At 63.1% G+C, this 21,799-nt stretch carries 16 protein-coding genes and 3 pseudogenes; 15 read left to right on the top strand and 4 right to left on the bottom strand.

Annotated elements, in window-relative coordinates; genetic code table 11:
• The first annotated feature begins 88 nt into the window (after nt 1-88).
• From HX613_RS15395 to HX613_RS15360, 8 genes and pseudogenes are all read left to right on the top strand, one after another.
• The gene (locus HX613_RS15395) at nt 89-2,347 is read left to right on the top strand and encodes a solute carrier family 23 protein (RefSeq protein ID WP_235346123.1); all 2,259 of its coding nucleotides are present in this window, start codon (nt 89-91) and stop codon (nt 2,345-2,347) included.
• 93 nt (nt 2,348-2,440) lie between these two features.
• Nucleotides 2,441-3,084 (top strand): annotated as a pseudogene (locus HX613_RS15390) (LysE family translocator).
• Nucleotides 3,085-3,571: 487 nt separating this feature from the next.
• Nucleotides 3,572-4,153: pseudogene (locus HX613_RS15385) on the top strand (recombinase family protein).
• 288 nt (nt 4,154-4,441) lie between these two features.
• Nucleotides 4,442-6,502: a sensor histidine kinase gene (locus tag HX613_RS15380; RefSeq protein ID WP_235346122.1), complete on the top strand. Its 2,061-nt coding sequence runs from the start codon at nt 4,442-4,444 to the stop codon at nt 6,500-6,502.
• On the top strand, nt 6,490-7,134 hold the full coding sequence (locus tag HX613_RS15375; RefSeq protein ID WP_235346121.1) for a response regulator transcription factor: 645 nt from the start codon (nt 6,490-6,492) through the stop codon (nt 7,132-7,134). Before HX613_RS15380 ends, HX613_RS15375 begins: the two co-directional genes overlap by 13 nt.
• Nucleotide 7,135: 1 nt before the next feature.
• Nucleotides 7,136-8,116 (top strand): DUF4097 family beta strand repeat-containing protein, encoded by a 981-nt coding sequence (locus tag HX613_RS15370; RefSeq protein WP_235346120.1) that lies wholly within the window; start codon nt 7,136-7,138, stop codon nt 8,114-8,116.
• 161 nt (nt 8,117-8,277) lie between these two features.
• Nucleotides 8,278-9,051: an SDR family oxidoreductase gene (locus tag HX613_RS15365; protein WP_235346119.1), complete on the top strand. Its 774-nt coding sequence runs from the start codon at nt 8,278-8,280 to the stop codon at nt 9,049-9,051.
• A 22-nt stretch (nt 9,052-9,073) separates the two neighbouring features.
• Nucleotides 9,074-9,298 (top strand): YetF domain-containing protein, encoded by a 225-nt coding sequence (locus HX613_RS15360; RefSeq protein ID WP_235346118.1) that lies wholly within the window; start codon nt 9,074-9,076, stop codon nt 9,296-9,298.
• Nucleotides 9,299-9,359: 61 nt separating this feature from the next.
• On the opposite strand, the gene HX613_RS15355 is transcribed toward HX613_RS15360, so the two are convergent.
• Complete coding sequence (locus HX613_RS15355) at nt 9,360-10,313, bottom strand: amidohydrolase family protein (RefSeq protein ID WP_235346117.1); 954 nt, start codon at nt 10,311-10,313, stop codon at nt 9,360-9,362.
• Nucleotides 10,314-10,466: 153 nt separating this feature from the next.
• On the opposite strand from HX613_RS15355, the gene HX613_RS15350 reads away from it, so the two are divergent.
• Nucleotides 10,467-11,375 carry a DUF402 domain-containing protein gene (locus HX613_RS15350; protein ID WP_235346116.1) on the top strand — a complete coding sequence of 303 codons (909 nt, stop codon included), beginning with the start codon at nt 10,467-10,469 and terminating at the stop codon, nt 11,373-11,375.
• A gap of 93 nt (nt 11,376-11,468) precedes the next feature.
• A complete protein-coding gene (locus tag HX613_RS15345; RefSeq protein WP_235346115.1) occupies nt 11,469-12,491 on the top strand; it encodes an NADP-dependent oxidoreductase in 1,023 nt (340 codons plus the stop codon).
• 136 nt (nt 12,492-12,627) lie between these two features.
• On the opposite strand, the pseudogene HX613_RS15340 reads toward HX613_RS15345, so the two are convergent.
• Nucleotides 12,628-12,747: pseudogene (locus tag HX613_RS15340) on the bottom strand (FGGY-family carbohydrate kinase); the annotation flags it as partial.
• On the opposite strand from HX613_RS15340, the gene HX613_RS15335 reads away from it, so the two are divergent.
• Nucleotides 12,736-13,266: a substrate-binding domain-containing protein gene (locus HX613_RS15335; RefSeq protein WP_235346114.1), complete on the top strand. Its 531-nt coding sequence runs from the start codon at nt 12,736-12,738 to the stop codon at nt 13,264-13,266. The pseudogene HX613_RS15340 and the gene HX613_RS15335 sit on opposite strands and share 12 nt — an antisense overlap.
• Nucleotides 13,267-13,338: 72 nt before the next feature.
• On the opposite strand, the gene HX613_RS15330 is transcribed toward HX613_RS15335, so the two are convergent.
• Entirely contained in the window at nt 13,339-14,328 is a 990-nt protein-coding gene (locus HX613_RS15330; protein WP_235346113.1) for an asparaginase domain-containing protein, read from the bottom strand.
• 83 nt (nt 14,329-14,411) lie between these two features.
• Here HX613_RS15330 and HX613_RS15325 point away from each other — a divergent pair, with 83 nt between their 5' ends.
• The gene (locus HX613_RS15325; protein WP_235346112.1) at nt 14,412-14,840 is read left to right on the top strand and encodes an MmcQ/YjbR family DNA-binding protein; all 429 of its coding nucleotides are present in this window, start codon (nt 14,412-14,414) and stop codon (nt 14,838-14,840) included.
• Between the two features lie 22 nt (nt 14,841-14,862).
• On the opposite strand, the gene HX613_RS15320 is transcribed toward HX613_RS15325, so the two are convergent.
• Nucleotides 14,863-15,864, bottom strand: coding sequence for a phosphatase PAP2 family protein (locus HX613_RS15320; protein ID WP_235346111.1), 1,002 nt, complete (start codon nt 15,862-15,864; stop codon nt 14,863-14,865).
• Nucleotides 15,865-16,160: 296 nt separating this feature from the next.
• Between HX613_RS15320 and HX613_RS15315 the strand changes: the two genes are divergently transcribed.
• From HX613_RS15315 to HX613_RS15305, 3 genes are read left to right on the top strand one after another with little or no spacing between them, the layout of a single operon-like run.
• A complete protein-coding gene (locus HX613_RS15315; RefSeq protein ID WP_235346110.1) occupies nt 16,161-17,624 on the top strand; it encodes a DUF3375 domain-containing protein in 1,464 nt (487 codons plus the stop codon).
• A complete protein-coding gene (locus tag HX613_RS15310; RefSeq protein WP_235346109.1) occupies nt 17,621-18,364 on the top strand; it encodes a DUF4194 domain-containing protein in 744 nt (247 codons plus the stop codon). Before HX613_RS15315 ends, HX613_RS15310 begins: the two co-directional genes overlap by 4 nt.
• Entirely contained in the window at nt 18,361-21,786 is a 3,426-nt protein-coding gene (locus tag HX613_RS15305) for an ATP-binding protein (RefSeq protein ID WP_235346108.1), read from the top strand. The genes HX613_RS15310 and HX613_RS15305 overlap by 4 nt, the downstream gene beginning before the upstream one ends.
• Nucleotides 21,787-21,799 lie beyond the last annotated feature (13 nt).

Below are 21,799 nucleotides of genomic sequence, written 5' to 3'. Positions count from 1 at the left end.
TGCCTGACCTGGAGCTTGATCCGTTTTGCGGGCCATCGCGGCCACTGTCCACTCAAGAGCCCTGAGGAACACCGACCGAAGGACTGTCATGCATGAACACACCGCAACCACTACGCGATCGCGAAAATTGCCCTCACTACCCTCTCGCGCGAACCTGCGTCGAGACATCCCCGCCTCACTAGTCGTCTTCCTCGTCGCCTTGCCGCTTTCCCTCGGCATCGCCGTCGCCTCCGGAGCCCCCGTCATGGCAGGACTCATAGCGGCCGCCGTAGGCGGGATCGTTGCCGGCAGCCTAGGCGGTTCGCCGCTGCAGGTCAGCGGGCCAGCCGCAGGGCTGACCGTGATCGTCGCCGGGCTCATCGAGCAGTTCGGCTGGCAGGCGACATGTGCCATCACCGTTGCCGCGGGCTGTCTCCAAATCCTGCTGGGTCTCAGCCGGGTGGGCCGATTAGCCCTGGCCATCTCCCCCGTCGTCGTACACGCCATGCTCGCCGGAATCGGCATCACAATCGTACTGCAGCAACTCCACGTCGTACTCGGCTCCGAACCGGGCAGCAATGCCATAGAGAACATCAGCAATCTTCCCGCCAGTTTCACATCCATGAACCCACTGGCGGTGGTGCTAGGTTCGACTGTGATCGCACTTCTGCTGTTATGGAAGAAACTCCCCCGAAAGGTGCAAAAGTTCCCCGGCCAGCTCGTCGCCGTCATCCTCGCCACCGTGCTTTCCCTAGCCTGGGGTGGCTCCGTGGACCGCATCGCCCTGGACGGTTCCCTGCTCGAAGCAGTCGGCGCACCTGTACTGCCCGACGGCGCTTGGGGCGCAGTGGGTATCGGGGTCTTGACCATGGCCCTGATCGCCAGCGTCGAATCTCTGCTGTCCGCTGTAGCAGTCGACAAGATGCAGTTCGGCCCACGAACCCACTTCAACCGCGAACTCTTCGGTCAGGGCGCTGCCAATGTCACCTCCGGCCTGTTGGGTGGCCTGCCCGTGACCGGTGTGATCGTTCGCAGCGCCACGAACGTGGAAGCCGGCGCCCGCACCCGTTCATCGTCCATCCTGCACGGAGTATGGGTCCTGGTCTTCTCTGTCTTCCTTGCACCCGTCATCATGATGATCCCGCAGGCCGTGCTCGCCGGGCTCCTCGTCGTCATCGGTGTGCAGTTGGTGAAATTCGCCCACATCAAGGCGGCACTGCGTACAGGCGACTTTCTGATCTATGCCGTGACCGTGACACTTGTGGTGTTCTCGAATCTACTCGAGGGCGTCCTGGTCGGTCTCGCATTGGCGGTCCTGTTGGTCCTCGTCCGCGTTGTGCGAAGCTCTATCCACGCAGAGCATTCCAGTGATGACGTAGGGCAGCAAGTATGGACGGTCAACATCGAGGGTTCGTGCAGCTTCCTCACCTTGCCCCGACTCAACCACACCTTGTATTCGGTTCCGGCCGGTGCCAAGGTGACCGTGCGTCTGGAAGCCGATTTCATCGATCTGTCGGTCTACGAGTCCGTGGCGTCTTGGCGAGCCCAGCACGAAGCCACAGGAGGAAGCGTGACTGTGAAGGACCACGGGACGTTTCCGCTAGATGATGCTGCCGACGGGACACCGCGACGTGGAGTCTTCCGATCTTCTGTCAGTAGTGGGCTGGCTCCCTGGAAGCATTGGCAGGCTCGAACAAACGTCGACGAACCTACCGGCGCGCCAGAGACTCTCCCGGTGCTGCAGGGTGTGGAAAACTACCAGCAGCGGCACGCCGCCATGGTCCGTGACGACACGGAGGCGATTGCTGGTAGGCAGGATCCAACCACTTTGTTCCTCACGTGTGTGGACTCACGCATCGTGCCCAATGTGATCACCTCGAGCGGGCCCGGTGACCTGCTCACCGTGCGCAACGTCGGCAACACGGTAGACCGGACTGGTGCCGACCTATCCTTCGAGGCGGCCTTGGAGTTTGCCGTCGACAATCTCGCAGTCGACACGATCACCGTATGTGGGCATTCCAACTGCGGTGCGATGCAGGCGCTGCTGACGACCGATCCGACGATCCAACACGATATTGACGACTACCCCGTGCGCCGGTGGGTGGATGGAATGCATCACTCCCGTGCTGCCCTCACAGCCGATCACCCGTTGCGCCGGGATGCGGCAGAAGCTGGTTACGGAGAGGTGGACCAGCTGGCGTTAGTGAATGTCGCGATGCAGCTGGAGACGTTGGCAGCTCACCCCAGGTTGCGCCAACGGGTCGAATCTGGATCGCTCCATTTGGTGGGCTTGTTCTACGACCTTTCCACGGCAAATGTCACCAGACTCACCGCGATGGGACTCCACCGACAACTACCGATTTCGTAATCCGCCTTCCTCCGGGCGGTAACAAGTTTCTCCGCCCGGAGGAAGGCGGACCCGTTCACATGTATGTGATGAGCATCCATATATTTTACGGGCATGTTGTCAGGGGAAGTCTTACTCGCGGTCATTCTTGCCTCCGTCCTGTTGGTTGCCATCCCCGGTCCTAGCGTCATATTCGTTATCGGCCGGTCGCTTTCACTCGGTCGAGGTGGAGGGTTCCTTAGCGTTCTGGGTAACGAGGCCGGTGGTATCCCGCTCGTGGTCGCCGTGTCTTTAGGGGTGGGCGCGATCGTCGCAGAATCGATCATCGTTTTCACCGTCATCAAGATAGTCGGTGCGTCGTACTTGATTTACCTCGGAGTCCAGTCGATTCGCCACAGGCGACAAGGGCTGGACGCGAAGGGCCAGAGCGATGAGGGGCGAGCCTCCGGTTGGGCCACATTTCGACAAGGATTTCTCGTCGGTCAGACAAATCTGAAGACAATCGTCTCTTTTTTGTCGCTGCACTGCCGCAATTCGTGGACTACGGCGCGGGACGAGTCGCGTTGCATATGATGATATTGGGCTTCGTGTTTATTTGGGTTGCCTTCTTGTGCGATGCCGTGTGGGCGATCGCCGCGGGGACGGCTCGGAAATGGTTTTCGAGGTCACCGAAACGCCTGTCGGCGATACGAGCCACCGGTGGAGGGATGATGATCGGTCTCGGCGGGGCACTAGTCTTGGCTGGCAACAAGGCCTAACGCTCAACACTAATTCCCCATACCCCGAACCCGCTCAAAGGGGTCCTGCACAGTTGATTTGGTGGTAGAGCCGCGCTGTCAGGGCACAGTAGCCATACTGCCGATGACGGCGCCGAACCTTTTGTCGAGGACGCACCTGAACGACGGGACGATCCGGCTCTCGCTAGTAGTGCGTCAATTATCGCGAATCCTCCTGGCCGATCTAGAGACGTCATCCAACATATGCATGGTGGGGCCTGCATCTGACTTTGCCACCGACGATATTGACCATCTGGTTTCCAGCCCGGCAATAGACGCGACCAGGAGTCGCATAACCCTAGGGATACGAGACGTCTCACTGCCCTGATGTTTCCTTCTTCCGCAATCCGTCAACTTCGGCGGATTCTTGGTGCCGGCGATCACTCGTCAAATTCTTATAACTATGTCTTGTTACCTGGCGGGAGAATCGGTGGACTGATCGTTAGTTATGAGACACATAGGCGCACGCATGGCGAAACTCATTGGATACGCGCGTGTATCAACCCGCGATCAATCTACCGACCGACAGCAAACGGACCTCCTCGCCGCCGGCGTCCGCTGCGATGACATCTACATCGATCACGGCGTCTCGGGCGCACGCGCTTCACGACCCGAGTTCGATCGGGCCCTCGAAGCACTCATTGACGGTGACACTCTCGTCATCACCACACTCGACCGCTTAGGCCGCTCGACGCAGAATATGCTGGCCTTCGCCGAAGAGCTCCGAGCACGTGGTGCCGGTTTGCGAGTGCTCAACCTCGGCGGCGGAGACGTGGACACTGCGACGCCGATGGGGTCGATGCTGTTTACGATCATTGCCGCTTTGGCGTAAATGGAACACGAGATAACCCGAGAACGAGTCACCGACTCCATCAAGAAGCGTCGCGACGCCGGCCTTGATCTGGGCGGCCGACCTCGCCCTATCACCGATAGCCAGATCCGCAACGCCATCCGTCTCGTCGAAAGTGGTGAACCGGCTGCGCAGGTGGCGCGGGACCTCGGAATGTCCAGGGCAATTTTCTACCGACGGGCACGCTCGCTCGTCGAATAGAGGGAAGACCTATTGTTCCCAAATGCCGCCATCGAACGGTCACAGAACACCGCAATTTATCGTTGAAGCTCACAGAATTGATGCACGCAGCGCCACTCGCAGTGTCAGCGGCGGCGCGTGGAGCTGTGGGTAGGATTCACCGCTGGCAGTGCGTGGTGGGGCGGTATGAATCGCAGCTAGCGGTCCGTGTCGCGTGTGTGCGTGGTCACGGGGCGTGGGGAAAACCCGACGCAGGGTAGGCGGTCAACGTGCTGTCGGCAGCTTGCCGACTCCCGTAGCGTTATTGCTATGAGTGAGAACACCCCCACGAACCCACACGAATCGGAGCCGCAGAGCGCCGATTCCGTGGAGTCCCAGACACCAGAAGAAGCGTCAGAATCGGACAGGTCAATCAGCGCCGAGTCGATCGTCAACGCGCCCCCAAACGCAGAGACTCCCGCGGCTGCGGAGACCCCCGAGGCCGCGAACGGCTCTGAGTCTTCGGGCAACGGCGCAGCCGACGAGTCCGCAGACACACCGTTGGCGACGGAGGCCGGACAGTTTCGGACGGCGCCCATGGATATGGAGGTTCCCTTCAGCCGCGGTGCCGCTCAGCAGTATGGATCGGCTCAACAGCACGGTGCCACTCAGCAGCACGGATCGGCTCACGGCCAGGAATCGCCAGCGACTGACCACCCAACGCAGCAGTACACGCAGGCCTATCCCCAGACCCGTGTGATGAATGCGAACTCCACGCAGGGGTTCTCGCAGCAAACACCCTCACAGCACCCCACTCAGGCGTACCCGCCCCAGCGCACCCACTCCTCCGGACCTGGCAATCTCCAGCAGCCCGGCACTCTGCAGCAGCCCGGCACTCTGCAGCAGCCCGGCTACCAGCCGCGCACCTACTCCACCCAGCAGCAAAGCCCGCAGCTGGGCCAGCACCCCAATCAGCTCCCTGCCCCCGTGCCCGGGACCAACGGTCAGATGTCGATGCAGCCGATGCCGCCACCTCGGCGGAAGATGCCGAAGTCGGAGAACGTCACCTATGCACCCGTGACAGGGGCAATGCCACTGACACGCGACGAAGCGACCGAGGTACCGGCCGACGGGCCGATCGAATGGCCGCACACTCGAGTCGGAATCGTGGGCGTCGCGAACCTCGTGCTCTCGGCCGTGATGGCTGTGGTCTGGGCCTGGATCCCGCTTGGCCTGCTATTCACCGGCTTCGGCGGAATCTTCGCCCTCGGCCTCGGCGTGCTCGCACTCGTCGCCTGGGTCGTCGTCCAACAGGGCGCGAACGTGTTCGAACGTTACAGGGCTGAACTCATCTACGGTGATCGCATCCCTGTTCCGAAGATCGCACGCAGTACCCGCGAATCGGGCTTCGGTCGCTTCTTCCATAACCGCTGGCTGCACGTGAAATCCGGCTCGTTCTGGCGTTCGACCGCCCACCACTACGTGAAGATGCTGCTCGGCGCGATCATCGTCGGCGGCACCATCGCCGGCATCTGCGGGGCAATCATCGGCATCTTCAGCGCCATCAATCCTGAGGGCATCACCGACTTCTTCTTCCGTGGAACCACCGGTGGGCTGGGGCGCACCGGCGTCGCCATCGGCTCTCTCATCGTCCTCGCCAGTTCGCTGGCGATCCTATGGTTTGCCCCGTACCTCGATAGGGCACTCGACCGCAGCCTCCTGCCGCCGGCACGCACCGCTGCCCTGCAGGCCGAGGTCACCGATCTCGACCGGGCCCGCATGGCCGGGATCGAAGCCGCGGGTGCGGAGCGACTGCGCATCGAACGCGACCTCCACGACGGAGCTCAGCCACGACTCGTCGCTCTGAGCATGACGCTGGGCATGGCGAAGTCGAAGATCGACAAGGATCCAGAACGCGCCAAAGAGCTCGTCTCCGAAGCCCACGCAGAGGCGAAGGGCATCGTCAACGAACTCCGCCAACTGGCACGTGGAATCCACCCTGCTGTGCTCACAGACCGCGGCCTCGACGCGGCCGTCTCCGCATTGGCCGGACGCTCGACGATTCCCGTCGAGGTCGACGTCCGACTGGCTGGGCGCATCGATCGAGAGGCCGAAGCCGTGGCCTACTTCGTCGTCGCGGAATGCCTGACGAACATCACCAAGCATTCGGGGGCAACACATGCCCGCGTGTTCATCGCCCCCATCGAGGCCGGCGTGCAGATCGTCGTCACCGACAACGGTCAGGGTGGTGCGCGCATCGATCGTTCGGGCCGCCACACAGGTATCGCCGGTTTGGTCGATCGCGTCGAAGCCGCTCGTGGGACACTGAACCTGACCAGCCCCGCAGGTGGGCCAACTACTGTCGTTGTGGAGGTGCCATGCGCATCGTAATTGCCGAAGACTCTGCCATCTTGCGAGCCGGACTCGAGAGGCTTCTGGTCGATGCCGGGCATGAAGTGATCGCCGCCGTCCCCGATGCCAACGAGCTCCTCGCCACAGTCCACAACACTCCGCCGGACCTCGCCATCATCGACGTGCGCATGCCGCCGACGTTCACCGACGAAGGAATCCGCGCCGCAGTCCTCATCCGCAAGCAGAACCCCGACGTCAAGGTGCTCGTGTTCAGCCAGTACGTGGAGGAGCAGTACGCATCCGAACTCATCGCTGAGAACACCGGCGGCTTCGGATACCTGCTCAAGGACCGAGTCGCCGATGTCGATGACTTTCTCACAGCCGTCGACGAGGTCGCCGCCGGCGGCACCGTCTTAGACCCTGAGGTCGTTTCGCAGATCCTCGTGCGCACGCGCAAGAAGGACGGGCTGTCCACGTTGAGCCCGCGCGAACTCGAAGTCCTCCAACTCATGGCCGAAGGCAAATCCAATGCCGCGATCGCCCGCACCCTCTACCTCAGTGCGGGAGCAGTTGAGAAGCACATCAGTTCGGTCTTCACCAAGTTCGGCCTCACCGCCGACACCTCGGACAACCGACGAATCCTCGCCGTCCTCACTTTCCTCGGAGCCTAGAATGCCTGCCACAGTCCACGTCAGCGAATCCACTCGCACGAGCATGCGCGTCGTCATCACGATCGCCGCCCTCGTCGTCCTCCTCGTCCCCATCGCCTTCAGCGTCTCTCACGGTGCCTCTCGTCTGAATTATGCGAAGCTCGAAGTCACAAAGCCGCTCTCGACCTCGACCACGGATCTGAAGTTCCTCCTCGACACCACTGCAAGAGTGACCGTCAAGACCACCGATACCGAGAAGCCCTCTGTCCGGCTCACCGCCACAGGGCCCCGTGACGAAGCCCCGACGCTGCAGGTGAGAGGCTCCGGCGATTCATCGACAGTGTCCATCGAAGAGCCCCGGCACCTAGAGAGTGCCGAGATGGTCGTCACTCTCCCCGAGAAGACCGCGAAGGAGATGAAGCTCGATTTCACCGGCGGACTCGGTGCCATCGAAGTGACCGGGGGCTACAAAGAGATCGTCGCCAACACCGATGGCGGCTCCGTCGATGTCAACGGTTCGGCCGAGCGTCTGCAGACGTCGACCGACTATGGGATGACTGACCTGAGCGGGACTTTCGGCACCATCGAATCTAAGACAGACGTGGGCACGCTCAACGGTTCGAACCTCAACGTGCGCGATCACGTCGACGTGGTGACCTCGACGGGAACGATCGATCTCGATTTCTCCAATGACATGGTTCCGATGTCCGGCATCGTTGCCAAGGCCGACGAAGGCACAATCGACATCCGACTGCCGCGTTTGGACCTGGCCCAGGAGAGGATGGCCGCCGAGGCTGCCGCCGCGAAGGGCGACGACAGTGACGGTGGCGACAAAGATCTGTTCTACCGCATCAATGCGAATTCGAATGATGGCGACCTTGACCTGGCCAAGGACCTCAAGAAGTACGACGCGGCGCGCGTGCCGAAGGATGCGAAGGGAAAGACGATCATCCCGGTGTCAGCGAGCGCTGACCTGGGTGCGATCACCATTGAGCAGAACTAGGCCCAGCAGAAGCTGGCGACAGCGAGGCTGGAGACAGCAGAACTAGACTGGTGCCTACGGTGCCCGTCGGTGCAACCGCCGGCGGGCACCGCCATCCGCTCAGCTGTCGACGGGCCTGTTGACTCGCGCACTCGCCGATCCACCGAACTCAGGGATGAGACATGCAGATCACCGTCTATGGAGCCACTGGAACCTTCGGTCGCCGACTCACGGCACACCTGCGTGAGGGCGGCCACTCAGTGATCGCCGCTCACCGCGGGATCGGCGTCGATACTTATAATGGGGAAGGCGTCACTGAGGCGGCGGAAGGCAGCGATGTCCTCGTCGACTGTGTCAACCGCATGACGAACAATCGGCACAAGGCGCTCGATTTCTTCTCCCGCAGTTCACGCTCGATCGCTCTGGCTGCGGCAGAGAATCCGGGGGCTGCGATGGTATGTCTGTCCATTGCGTTCCGGCCCGAGGTCGCCCAGTCCAAGCTGCTCGGCTACTACCAGGCCAAAGAGCTCCAGGAGCGGGTCTATCGCAGGTTGGTCCCCGCCGATCAGCTGCTGATGTTCCGCTCGACCCAATGGTTCGAACTTGTCGATTCGATGACGTTCACCGCGGGGCCAGTGGCGTTCGTGCCGAAGATGCGAGTCCAGGCCCTGGCCGCGGACGAAGCCGCCCGGATGATGTCCGAGGCGATCGACGCCGGGGAGCGTGGAACCATCGAGGTCGCCGGCCCCGAGATCAGCGACTTCCCGACGATCGCCGGCCAGATCGCCGCCAGAGAATCGAACCGAGATTCAGCTGTGCGCGACACCGAGCGCCCGGAACGTGGTCCGAAGATCGTTCCCGTCCCGATCCCCGGGCCTATGTCAGCCGAAGGTCTCATCCCCGAATCGCCGAGGCTCTCTGCCGTGACCGTCGACGATTGGCTGCATACCCGCTGAGCCCAGAGCTGCCATCGTCCTCATGGCCGGCAGTCAGCTGCTGACCGACAACCTTGCCAGGGCCCATGTCGACCCCGCCGAAGTGTGTTCGAGGCTGAGAATGGCGGGAATCCGACAGCGCGCCGAGGTGGCATGCGTGATCCTCGAGCCCACAGGTCAGATCAGCGTCACCCGAAGAGGGGCGCCGATCGATGACGAGATGCTGCGCGGCGTCATCGGAGCGGAGCGAATTCCCCGCGAGAGCTGAGCCCCGCGGCCACGCAGAGCTTGAGATCTCTTCCGCTCAGCCGTCGAGACCGAGGGCCCGCTCAGTCGTCGAGTCCGAGGACCCGCGCACCATTGCGCCACAGTACCGAGCGCATCCAATCATCGCCGAGGTCGAGTCCGGCCAGCCCCGAGATCTGATCCGCATAGGGGTAGGGAATGTTCGGGAAGTCCGAGCCGAGGATGATCTTGTCCTGCAGACCAGCCAAGCGTTCACGGTAAGCCGGGTCCACCTCGGCGGGGGAGGAGAAGAACCCTGACACGTACATCGTCGTGTCAAGGTGGACTCCGCTGTAATCCTCGGCGAGGCTGGCGAAGGCATCGTATTCGGGCATGCCCATGTGGGCGATGACGAAGCGCAGGGATGGGAACCGCTCAAGGACCTTCGCCACCGCCTGCGGACCGGTGTAGGTGCCGGGCAGAGGCTCGGAGCCGGCGTGGATGACGATGGGCACCTGCGCCTCGGCCAGTGCCGCCCACGCCCGATCGAGCACGGGGTCATCGGGGGAGAATCCGCCCACTTGAATGTGGACCTTGAACAGTCGGGCCCCGGCCGCCAGCGCCTCGGGGACGTAGTCGGCGGATTCCGGCTCCGCGTACAGGGTTGCGCAGTGGATGACGTCATCGTGGGCGGCGGCGAACTCGCGGTTCCACTCATTGAGCCAGGCGGCCATGCCCGGTTTGTGCGGGTAGGTCAGTGCCGGGATGGCACGGACGCCCAGGTCACGGAGGATCTGGAGGCGGGTCTCCGTGTCATAGCGGTAGTGGATCGGCCACGGATAGCCATAGCTGGCTTCGGCGGCGTCGAAGTATGCCCACACCTTGTCGAGGACGTTGGTCGGCAGGAAGTGAATGTGGATATCAGCGAGGCCGGGGATGCCCAGCGCCTCGAGGTAGCCCGGAATGTCGGCATCGGTGCGTGGCGGGGTATGTGACGGCGTGGTCGCCTCGCTGCGATGAGTCGCGCCCTTGCGATCGGGAAGTGTGAAGTCGTCCATGCCCACCACCTTAGGCGGTGGCCGCTGAGCAGGCTGAAACGGTGAGTACTGGGCGGGCCGAAACGATGGGCAGCGGTTCGGCTGTATCGGTGCCTGCGAAGCGGGCTCGTGTGTGTCCAGCCCTCACTCATGACATGAACTTAGACTGCCTGTATGGAGTTCACCGATCCGTACGAGATCGACGTCCCACCCGGCACACGTCACGTGGGTGAGGGGCCCTTCTGGACGCCCGGCGATACCGTGACGTGGTCGTTTCGACGATTCGATTTCGACCGCGACCACGCCGAGGTGCGCCGGCCGATGCGTGTGATCGAGGACGGGCCGGCCGGTGCCGTGCTGTGGATGGCCGGGGGCACCGAGACCGTCGACACGAGGATCGTCGGCTGGGAGGATTCGAATCCCCACGACGTTCCGCTTAAGGATCGTTTTCGCCCGCCCGCCGAGGCGCCGCGACGGATCAAGGCGCCCGGCAGCTGGCGCGGGCTCGGGGTACTCAAGATCGTCCCGCCAGGAGTTCCGTTCTCCGTGTGGGTGCTGCTCAAACCTGGTGCTTCCGGCAGCGGTTCCGGTGCCGTCGGAGGTTCCGGTGCCGTCGGAGGTTCGGAAGGCGATTCGGGCGCGGATGCTGTTCGTGCAGACTGGTACGTCAACCTCGAGACCACGCATCGTTGCACGGGTGATGCCATATACACGAGCGATCACATCCTCGACATCACATTCCCCGTCGACAGCATGCCCCTGCATACGACGTCCGGGCACGTGCGGTCCGGGAACACGTCGTCGGGGCACACTCTTCTCGACCCGAACGGAGCGGTGTTCAAGGACGTGGACGAGCTCGCCGCCGCAGCGAACTACGGTGCGTGGCCGCGTGAATGGTCGGACACCATTCGAAGCAACGGATCGGAACTGCTCGACCACCTCGGCGAGTTCACCTGGGCATTTGACTTAAAGTGGGAGACGAAGGCTCGGGAGCTCGCGAAAGAACCGTCGGTCTCGGATTCGTCGCGAAATCAGGAACATCATCGGATCCGAATTGGTTGCTACGACAAGGATTGGATCTAGGCGCTGTCGCTTCAGCCGCCAGAGGTTCAGCCCCACGGACACGTTACGACCGTGTGCAGACAGTGCGCGGCGTCGATGAAAGGAAGCATCTCGATGACGACAAACCACAGGATTCGCCTGAATTCTCGTCCGGTCGGAGAGCCGAAGGCGGAGAACTACCTCCTCGACGAGGTTGACCTGGGTTCGCCGCAGGACGGTGAGGTTCTGCTCCGGACTCTGTACCTCTCACTCGACCCCTATATGCGCGGTCGGATGTCGGACGCGAAGTCCTACGCGAAGCCGGTCGAACTTGGCGAGGTCATGGGCGGCGCCACGGTCTCGGAGGTCGTCGAGTCGAATTCGTCCGACTTCTCAGCCGGCGACACCGTCCTCGGCTACGGCGGCTGGCAGGAATTCTCCATCGAGAAGGCCGCACACCTGAGCCGCGTCGATCCCGAGATCGCTCCGATCAGCACCGCCCTCGGCGTGCTGGGCATGCCGGGCTTCACCGCATATGCAGGTCTGCTGGAGATCGGCCGTCCGCAGCCCGGTGAGACCGTGGCTGTCGCTGCTGCGACCGGTCCGGTCGGGTCTGTTGTCGGTCAGATCGCGAAGATCAAGGGCGCGAAGGCCGTCGGCATCGCCGGTGGGCCCGATAAGGTCGCCCACCTGAACGAGCTCGGCTTCGATGTGGCACTTGACCACAGGACTGGCAACCTCAAGAACGAACTCAAAGAATCGGTTCCACAGGGCATCGACGTCTACTTCGAGAACGTCGGCGGAGATGTCTTCAAGGCAGTGCTGCCACGCCTGAACACCTACGCACGTGTGCCGGTCTGCGGACTCGTCGCCAACTACAACCTCACCGAACTGCCCGAAGGTCCGGACCGTTCCGGTGCGCTCATGGGCAACATCCTCACGAGGTCACTCAACGTCCGCGGTTTCATCCAGACGGAATTCGTCGAGAAGCACCATGAGAACTTCCTGTCCGACATGAGCGGCTGGGTCAAGGAAGGAAAGGTCCGCTACCGCGAGGACATTCGCCCGGGACTGGACAAGGCTCCCGAATACTTCAACGACCTGCTTAACGGCCGCAACTTCGGCAAGATGGTCGTGGCCGTCGGCGCCGAGAGCTGAGTCAGCTCCACGGCGCTGCAGGCAGCTCCACGGCGCTGCAGGCAACACCAACATTCGGTAAGTTCTGGTCGAATTTCGTATGATTTTCGACCAGAACTTACCGACTGTTTCAGTTTCAGGCCACCTTTCATGCCCGAATGTCGCCGATCGCGGTCGCTTCGACTGGTCCGGCTACAACGGGGCGGCGAGTCCGGTTCGCCGTCAACTGGCACAGCAATGCGTTCTGCGATCCGCCCCCGACGACGTGGATGGTGCCGCAGGCGGACGAACGGCGCTCGACCACCTCATCGCCGGTGGATGTGCGAAACCTGCGTTCGTCGGGGGACCGTTCACTCTGCCGCAGGTCAGTGATCGTGCCCGCGGTGCGCGGGAGCGCGCAGCTGAGTCCGATCTCGACTTGGCGGTGTTCGAAACCGATGAGCTGACGATACTCGCAGGTCGCTCGATCGGAGAGCGCATCGTCTCCCTGTCGGAAGAAGAGCGCCCCGATGCCGTCTTCTGTGCCAATGACCTGCTTGCTGTGGGCTTCATGCAGGCGGTCGTCATGTTCTCCGCATTGCGCATCCCTGAGGATCTTGCGCTCATCGGCTATGACGACATCGACTACGCGTTTTCGACGATTGTGCCGTTGACCTCGATTCGGCAGTCGGCGGATCTGCTGGGACGCACCGCCGTCGAATCGCTGCTGGCGGAGAACGCATCGGGCGAGCAGACCCACCGGGATCAGAAGTTCACACCCGAACTCGTCGTTCGTCAGTCGACGAAAAACGTCTGAATCCGCCTCTGCCGGTCAGCGACCGAATCCAGCTCACCCCACCCCAGCTCGGCGCCCGCCAGGGGTCGGCGCTCACGCGAATGCCGTGAACACCTCGGCGGGGTCGAGTCCCAGGCTCAGAGCCAAGGTCAGGACGATGCGGGCCTTGCGAGCGTCGAGGATCCCGGCCGGGATGAGGCCAGACTCGAGCAGCCCGATCTCGCCGCCGGGGTAGCCGTAGGTGCGAGTCAGGCTCGCGCCCGAGCCTGGCCGCGATGCCAAGATCACGGGCATTTCTTCGCCGAGGCGGGTCACCGCTGGCACCAGATGGTCAGGGACGTGGCCGCCACCGACACCAGCGATGACGACACCGGAGAAACCGGGCCCGAGGAGCTGGGTCAGTGTCTCCTCGGGTTCGCCCATTCCCACCTCGGCGAGGGCGACCTTCGCAAGCGTTTCCGGCCGGGACAGGCCTGCGAACGGGGAGACACTCGCGGCGGGCGCGTGGGGGAGGCGGACTGTGTCCTCGCTGATCCACCCGATCGCGCCGAGGACCGGGCCGGAGGAAAATGCTGCGGTCGAGGTCACGTGGGACTTGCGGACGAAACGCGGATCATGGATCTCGTCGTTGAAGACCAGAGTTGAGGGCAGTCCACTGCTCAGCGGAGAGAGCGCCGTCAGTGCGGCGGCGCGCACGTTTGCCGGTCCGTCGGCACTGGGCAGGGTCGGGTTGCGCATGGCTCCGGTGGCTGCGATGTGAGTAGCGCAGTCGTTGAGCAACCAGAGGGCGAAGGCGCTCTCCTCGAGAGTGTCGGTGCCTTGTGTCAGGACGATGCCGTCGGCCTCGCTCGTGCGGGCCAGTTCGCGAACCTCGAAGAGCATATCGAGGGTGACATTGGCGCTCGAGACCTGTGACACCTGGGTGAAGTCAGCCTGCAGGTCCGGCCAGATCTGGTCGAGGCCGGCGGCTGCGGCGATCTCGGCCCCGCTCAGGGCCGGGGCCACGCCTCCCGACTGGTTCGAAGTCGATGCGATGGTTCCGCCGAGGGCGGCGACAAGGAGGCGGGGAGCATTCTGCGACATGAGCAAGATTCTATCGGCACTGCTCTGCAGGTTCGACGCTGGTGAGCGGGTTCGGTGTCATGGCCCTTTGCTAATCTCCAGGCATGGATCCTGACACCGTGCTCGCACTCGCTCATGACCAGGCGATCCAGTATCCGTCGGTGGAGATCGGCCACCCGTTCGGGCCGGAGAACACCGTGTACAAGGTGCGCGGAAAGATGTTCATGATGACCTTCGAACTGCGCGGTGTGCCCAGCATGAATCTCAAGATCGACCCGCTGGACGGGGAGGTGCTCAGTGATGCCTTTGCGGAGATCACTCCCGGATATCACATGAGCAAGAAGCACTGGATCACCGTGGCGGGTGCTGGCACAGCCGAAAGCGAGGACCCCGACGGTGCGACGGGAAACATCCTCGACGCTGACCTGCTCCATGATCTCGTCCTCGAGTCCTACTGCCTCGTTGTCGCGAAGCTGCCGAAGAAGGACCGCCCCGTTGACCCGAAGGCCTTCGGCGGGAGCGATGCGACATGAATCGCTCAGCGCCCCGCATCCGTCAGGCGGCGTCGACGAGTGCCGTTTCCTTACGATGCTCGACGGCGCCCGGTTCTGCGCTCCGCTGAGGTCGCTTTCTCCGGTTCCCGGTGACCCAAGCACCCAGAGTGACGGCGGCCCAGCCGATCACCACGCCGGCGATGTCATCGAGGATGTAGTGCCAGCCGAAGTAGAGTGTGGCGATTACCGTGGCCCCGAAGAAGATCCACATCAGCGTCTGTATCAGGGGCCTCTGCTGTGTGCGCATCATGAACAGGGCGGCTGCGAACGTCACGGAGACGTGCAACGAGGCGAACGCAGCCACGCCCTGAATCTGTCCGCTGCCGACCGGGTCGGCAAGAACATCAAGACGAGTGGAGATCAGTGACTGCTGCAAGTCGGTGACCCCGGTATCGGCCAGGCCGCGGTAGAGCTCTGGCCGGGAAAATGCAGGCCCAAGAGCGGGCAGGATGTAGTAGCTGACCGTGCCCAGCACCCAGTTGAGACACAGCGTCGTGGCATACCAGGCACCGATGGCGAGGTTGCGACTGAGGATGAGAACTGCCCCGAGGCTGATGGGGATAAGCGGGAGATAGGCGAGATAGACGACAGAGAACACCTCGGCCATGAACCCGGTGCCGAACAGATCGTGCAGGAACACAGCGGGATTGATTCCCCCGCTGAACCACAGATCGGAATGCGAAAGCTCTTGGTCGTAGAGAACTCCCTCCCGGTAGGTCGGAAGGTCACTCTTGAGGTTTCGGTAACTGAGATAGCAGATGTAGAAACTCATCATGCCCGCGGTGATGCACAGGATACGACGGAGACTCCACTCGTTCCTCACGACTTCGAACATCCCGTTGGGCAGATGCTTCCAGCCGCTCCTCCTCACCGCATCCACGACGATGCCCACGCCGAAGAACAGCAGCGCCAGCAACGGCATCCGGATATAGGCGGGTCCGAGGAAGCCATCCGGGTCCCGGAGCGGCCGACCGAGGTAGATCGAAGAAGCCAGGGCAACCATTGCGACAACAATAGAAAGCAGCATGGCGAAGGTGTAGGGCCATCGTCGTATCCGAGTCATCGGCACACGGTATAACAATTCGGTATCGTTATGCCGAATTCAGTGGCCCGTGTCACGAGCTGAACAAAGCATGAATAATGGCCCAATAGTCGACTGCTTGTGCGCCGTCCGAATACGACCTGTGCGCCACCCGAAAGCGAGTCGTGCGCGATGCGAGAGGCGTGCACGCTTCGATCCCCCGTGGTCCGTGCACCCGAAATTGGCAACGGGCCCCACCGGCGCAGAGAATGGGTGATATGTCCGCCCTCAGCTCCGCCCTCGCCTACCGGCGACTGCTCGATACGAATGCCACCTTGAGCATGCTGCGGGCCGACCATCTCCCGGTTATGGCAGCAACACTGGGCACTCACCTGGGCAAGCCCGGCACCCGAATCTCCACTGAAGACCTGCACGAGTCCATCGATTCGGACCTCGAGGAGCTGCGCGACCACTTCGAGCTGTCCCCGCGAACTGCCAAGGCCTACTGCGATGATTGGCGTCGGGCGGAGATCCTCGTCCGCCGACCGGCCACCTCGGCGAGAGGCGAGACCTACGAACTCTCCGCGGCGGGATTCGACGCCATCCGAATGCTCGAACAGCTGCGGACTCCACCGCAGACCGCGACCGAATCACGATTGGTCAGCCTCGCCCAATCGGTGCGGCAGCTGGCCATCGACACCGACCCGGACAGTTCCCGTCGGTTGGAATCCCTGCGAGCCGAACGTGACCGCATCGATGCTGAGATCGCCCGTGTCCGCCGCGGAGACCCCCGCTCGATCGTCCTCGACCGGCGCCGGGCGAATGAGCGCGTCGGCGACATCCTCCAGCAGGCGCAGGGGCTGCCCGCCGACTTCGCACGTGTCCGCGCCCGCTTCGAAGAGCTCAACCAGGAACTGCGGATCTCAATCCTCGCCGCCGAGGACTCACAGTCCCAGGTACTCGACGAGGTCTTCCGCGGAGTCGACCTCATCGAATCCTCTGATGAGGGCAGAACCTTCTCCGCCTTCTCCCAACTCGTCCGCGATCCTGAGCAGGCCTCGGCCTTCGACGAAGATATCGCAGCGATCCTCGACCGCGACTTCTCAGCGACGCTGACGGCCGAGACCCGCCGCTCATTGCGCACCCTCATGCGGCAGATGAAGGACGGCTCACGCGAAGTCTCCGACATCCTGTCCGAATTCGCCCGCGGTCTGCGCCGCTACGTCCACTCCCACGAATTCCAACGCGATCGCGTGATGCGCACCCTGATCCAGGATGCCTTGGCCGCGGCAGCACCGGTTTCACAGGTCCGCAAACCCTACGACAGCCTCGGCGTGGATCTGGAGCTTTCGAGCGTCGCATTGGCCAGCGTCGGGGAGGTCGTTCTCCACGACCCCACCGAGTTCGATGCCGGTGTCGAACTGGGCGAGGCGACCGAGACCGAGGTCGACTTCGCTGAACTCATCGCCGTCGCAAGGGAATCCGAGATCGACTTCTCCGAACTGTCCGATAACGTCAATCAGGCCATCCATGGATCCGAGCAGATCTCCGTCGCCGAGGTGCTCGACCAGTTCCCGGCCTCACAGGGCCTGGCGAGCGTCGTCGGTCTCCTGTCCCTGGCCAGCACCTATGGACACGTCGATTCCGTAGCGCGAGACCGACTCGAATGGGCAGGGGTCGACGGAATTGGGCGCAGCGCCACGATCCGCCGCCACTACTTCACCGAAGGCATCACACTATGAACGATTCCGCAGACGCACCTACCGAGTCTGGCGAGTCCGCCCAGAATCCGAGTGGGCTGTGGTTTCAGGACACCGGCACCTTGGGTGAGCGCACCCGCAGGGTTCTGCTCGAACTGCTCAAGGGTCCCTATGTCTCCGGTGCACAGAGTCCGCAGCTGTGGTCGGCTCTGGTCGCCGACGAGTCCATTGTGCGATCACGGCTGCACGACCTGTTCTTGGAGCTCGTCATCGACAAGATAGACGAATTCGCCTTCACCCGCAAGGTCGTCTCCGAGGAGATCGACGTGCCCGCTGCGGTGCGCAGCGAACGGCTGACCTTCCTCGATACCGCCATGCTTCTCGTCCTGCGGCAGCTGCTGCTGGCCGCACCCGGCGAGCGGCGTGTGATCGTCGATCGCGAGGAGGTCTACGAACGCCTCGCGATCTATCGCACAGGCGACGAATCGACGTTCCAGCGCAATCTCAATGGTGCCTGGAGCCGGATGAGCAACCGTCTGCGCGTCCTCCACAAGGCAGGCGAGGAGCGTTTCGAAATCTCGCCGATGGTGAAGTTCCTCATCGACGAGGACCAGGTGCGTGAGCTCATCGACGTCTACGAACGCATCACCTCGGGAGAGGCCAAGGGCTCCATCGCCGAGGCGGGGCTCAGTTCCCATGCGACCGACGATCCTGACGATCCCGAAGGCTCCGATCCTGATTCCGGACTCGGCACCGACGACTCCGAGGAGGACGAGGCGTGACCGAAGCCCTCTTCCCGCTCGATGCCGCACTCATCGCTGACCAGGCCCGCGCCCGCGGCACCGATCGTCCCGACGTCGGCAGCCAGTGGAGGCTGTCTGAGATCCAGATCGCGAACTGGGGCACCTTCGACGCCGACATCCACCGCATCCCTGTCTCCCACAAGGGCCACCTGATCACCGGACCTTCGGGTTCGGGCAAGTCCTCACTGCTCGACGGCATCGCCGCCGTGCTCACTCCGGACAAGTGGCTGCGCTTCAACGTCGCAGCCCAGACTGCGGGCAGTCGGGTCGATCAGCGCAGTCTCGTCAGCTATGTCCGCGGCGCGTGGACCCGCACAGCGGATTCCGATGAGGACCGTGTCGTGAGCAAGTACCTGCGTCCGCGTGCCACGTGGAGCGGCATCATCCTCCGCTACGACAATGGCACGGACCGTCCGCTGTCGCTGGCCAGGCTCTTCTTCATCAAGGGCTCCGGGACGAAGATGACCGACCTGTCCGATGTCTGTATCCTCGAACGGGCAGGCCTCGACCTCGCCGACCTGCAGCAGTACGCGCGGTCCGGTCTCGAGACCCGGAAGCTCAAGACTGAGCATCCTGAAGCACTCATCACCTCAAACGGTTCCCACGCCAGGTTCTACGCCCGGATGCGCAAGGTCTTCGGTATGGCCAGCGAATCGGCGCTGCAGCTGCTGCACAAGACCCAATCGGCCAAGAGCCTCGACAGTCTCGACCGCCTCTTCCGCGACCACATGCTCGAACCGCCGGTCACCTTCGACCTGGCAGAGACCGCGGTCAACCAGTTCGGAGACCTCAAGGACGCCCACGACCACGTGGTCGAACTGCGCCGTCAACGCGACCACCTCCTGCAGCTGCGCGAGGCCTCGAACCGATACGACTCCGCCCACGAGTCCGCGGCGAAGTCGATCGCCCTCAACGATGCCCTGCTGCCGTTCCAGAAGCGGCGCGAACTCGACCTCATGCGCTCAGATCTCTCATCCCAGCGCCGGGAGCTCGTCGAAATCGAAGTCGCTGCCGATCGGGCCAAGAAGGACTATGACGCCGCGGTCGACGAATACGACCTCGCCCGCCGTGCCACCCTCGACCTCGGCGGTTCGGAGGCCGAACACCTGCAGCAGCGCATCGACACGGCCGAAACCGAACGCCGCGCCATCGCCGACCGGTGGGCCAGCCTCGAGCGACAGCTGAAGCAGGCAGACATCGAAGCGGTGCCCACCTCGGCGACTGAATTCGCCGAACTCCAAGCCCAGATCGCCTCCACCCTCGACGAGAAGACACAGGCCGCAGGACCCAGCCATGCCGACCATGATCGCTTCTCGAAGGCCCGCGCACGTGTGAGGGACCTCGAAGCCGAGATCGATTCCCTGCGTCGTTCCGGTTCGACCGTGCCGGGCAACCTGCTCCAGATCCGACAGGAACTGGCCGAGGGCACCGGACTGAGTGAGAAGGCACTGCCCTTCGCCGCCGAACTCATCGAAGTCGATCCCGACCAGGCCGCCTGGACCGGTGCGATCGAACGCGTGCTGCGTCCGCTGGCTCTCACGGTGCTTGTGCGCAGCGAAAACCTCGGTGCGGTCCGGTCCTGGGTCGACTCCCATCGGATCAAGGGACGACTCGTATTTGAGGAGATCCCCGCGCACGCCGCGAAACGACGACCCGTCAACAGCACGAAGTCCCTGGTCAACAAGGTCACTGTCGCCGAAACCGGATTCGGGGAGTGGGTGCATTCGACCTTGTCCGAACGCTTCGACTTCGCCTGTGTCGAGCGCCCCGACGAACTCGATGACCATCCCCGTGCTGTGACGATGAAGGGCCAGGTCAAGACATCCCGGACCCGCTATGAGAAGGATGACCGGCGGCGCATCGACGACCGCAGCCAATGGGTCCTCGGTGACCGGGAGAACAAACTCGAAGCCCTCATTGCCGCCCTGAAAGACGCCCAGGCGGAACTTGACGAGGCACAGGCCATCGTAGAAACCGCGAACGCGGAGACCGCACAGGCCCACCGGCGGAAGGGCATCCTCGCCGGGATCCGCGAACAGTCCTGGCGCGATGTGGACCTGGCCGGGGCCAAGGAGACGATCGCCACCCTGGAGAAGGCGCTGCGCGAACTCGAGGACGCAGACGGTGACCTGCAGCAGGCGATCGGAGCCGAACGCGAAGCCCGTGCGGCGAAGGAATCCGCCGAGGCTGCCACCCGCGACTGCGACTATGCCCTGCGTCGGGCGAACGAAGAGATCACCGGTCTGCGGGCAGGTCTCAGCCGTCTCGAGGATGACGTCAGCGCCGGGCACATCCCCGAGGTGGATCCGACGATCGCCGAGCAGCTCGAGGCCCGGTTTGCAAAGATCCAGCGCAGCATCAAGCGCGAATCTCTGCCCGAAATCGGCCAGCAGGTCTCCCAGGCTCTGCAGTCGGAGAAGGACAAGGCACAGGCCGTGGCGAGCGAAGCCGGTCAGGCCGTGACCAGGCTGGCCGCGGAGTTCAAGGCCGCATGGTCCTCGGTCGCCTCCGATCTCACTGCCGACGTCGCCGATCGACACGACTACCTGGGGATGCTCGACGAAATCCTGGCCCACGGTTTGCCCGATCACGAGAACAGATTTCGGGACCTGCTGCGACAGCGCTCCCGCGATCTCATCGGCGAACTCCTCAACGAGATCCACGCCGCCCCACGTGAAATCGAGGACCGGGTCGCACCGATCAATTCTTCCCTCCTGCGGTCCCAGTTCGACGAGGGACGATATCTGCGGTTGAAGGTCAAGACCCGCCGGAGTGAGACCGTCAACGCCTTCATCTCCGATCTCCGCAAGGTCGCCGGCGGCACCTGGGGCGAAGAGGATATGGAAACTGCGGAGGACAAGTACGACACCCTCGCCGAGGTGATGCGTCGGTTCTCCTCGAGCGAGTACGTTGACAAGGTGTGGAAGAACCAATGCCTCGACACTCGACTGCACGTGAGCTTCCTGGCCGAGGAGATCGACGACCACGGTCGCGCCCACGCCACCTACGATTCCGGTGCGGCGATGTCCGGCGGTCAGCAGCAGAAGCTCGTGATCTTCTGCCTCGCAGCGGCACTGCGCTACCAGTTGGCCGATCCGGACGAGGCGATCTCGAAGTACGGCACGATCATCCTCGATGAGGCCTTCGACAAGGCCGACACCAGGTACACGCGCATGGCGCTCAACATCTTCATTGAGTTCGGATTCCACATGGTCCTGGCCACCCCACAGAAGCTGCTGCAGACCATCGAACCCTATGTCGGTGCGGCGACCTCGATCGAGAACCCGAGCCGGCAGAAGACACTTGCAGCGACCATGGTCTGGGACGAGGAGAACGGCGACGTGCCGAGCAGTGACGATGGCGGCAATGGTTCCGGTGGTGAGACCGACGATGAGAGCTGACCAGGTGAGGCGG

Origin of the sequence: Brevibacterium sp. UCMA 11754 (assembly GCF_021532275.1) — a bacterium.
Classification (GTDB): Bacteria; Actinomycetota; Actinomycetes; order Actinomycetales; family Brevibacteriaceae; genus Brevibacterium.
The sequence above is the reverse complement of the archived record's forward strand: the minus strand, read 5'-3'. Positions and strand labels throughout refer to the sequence as shown.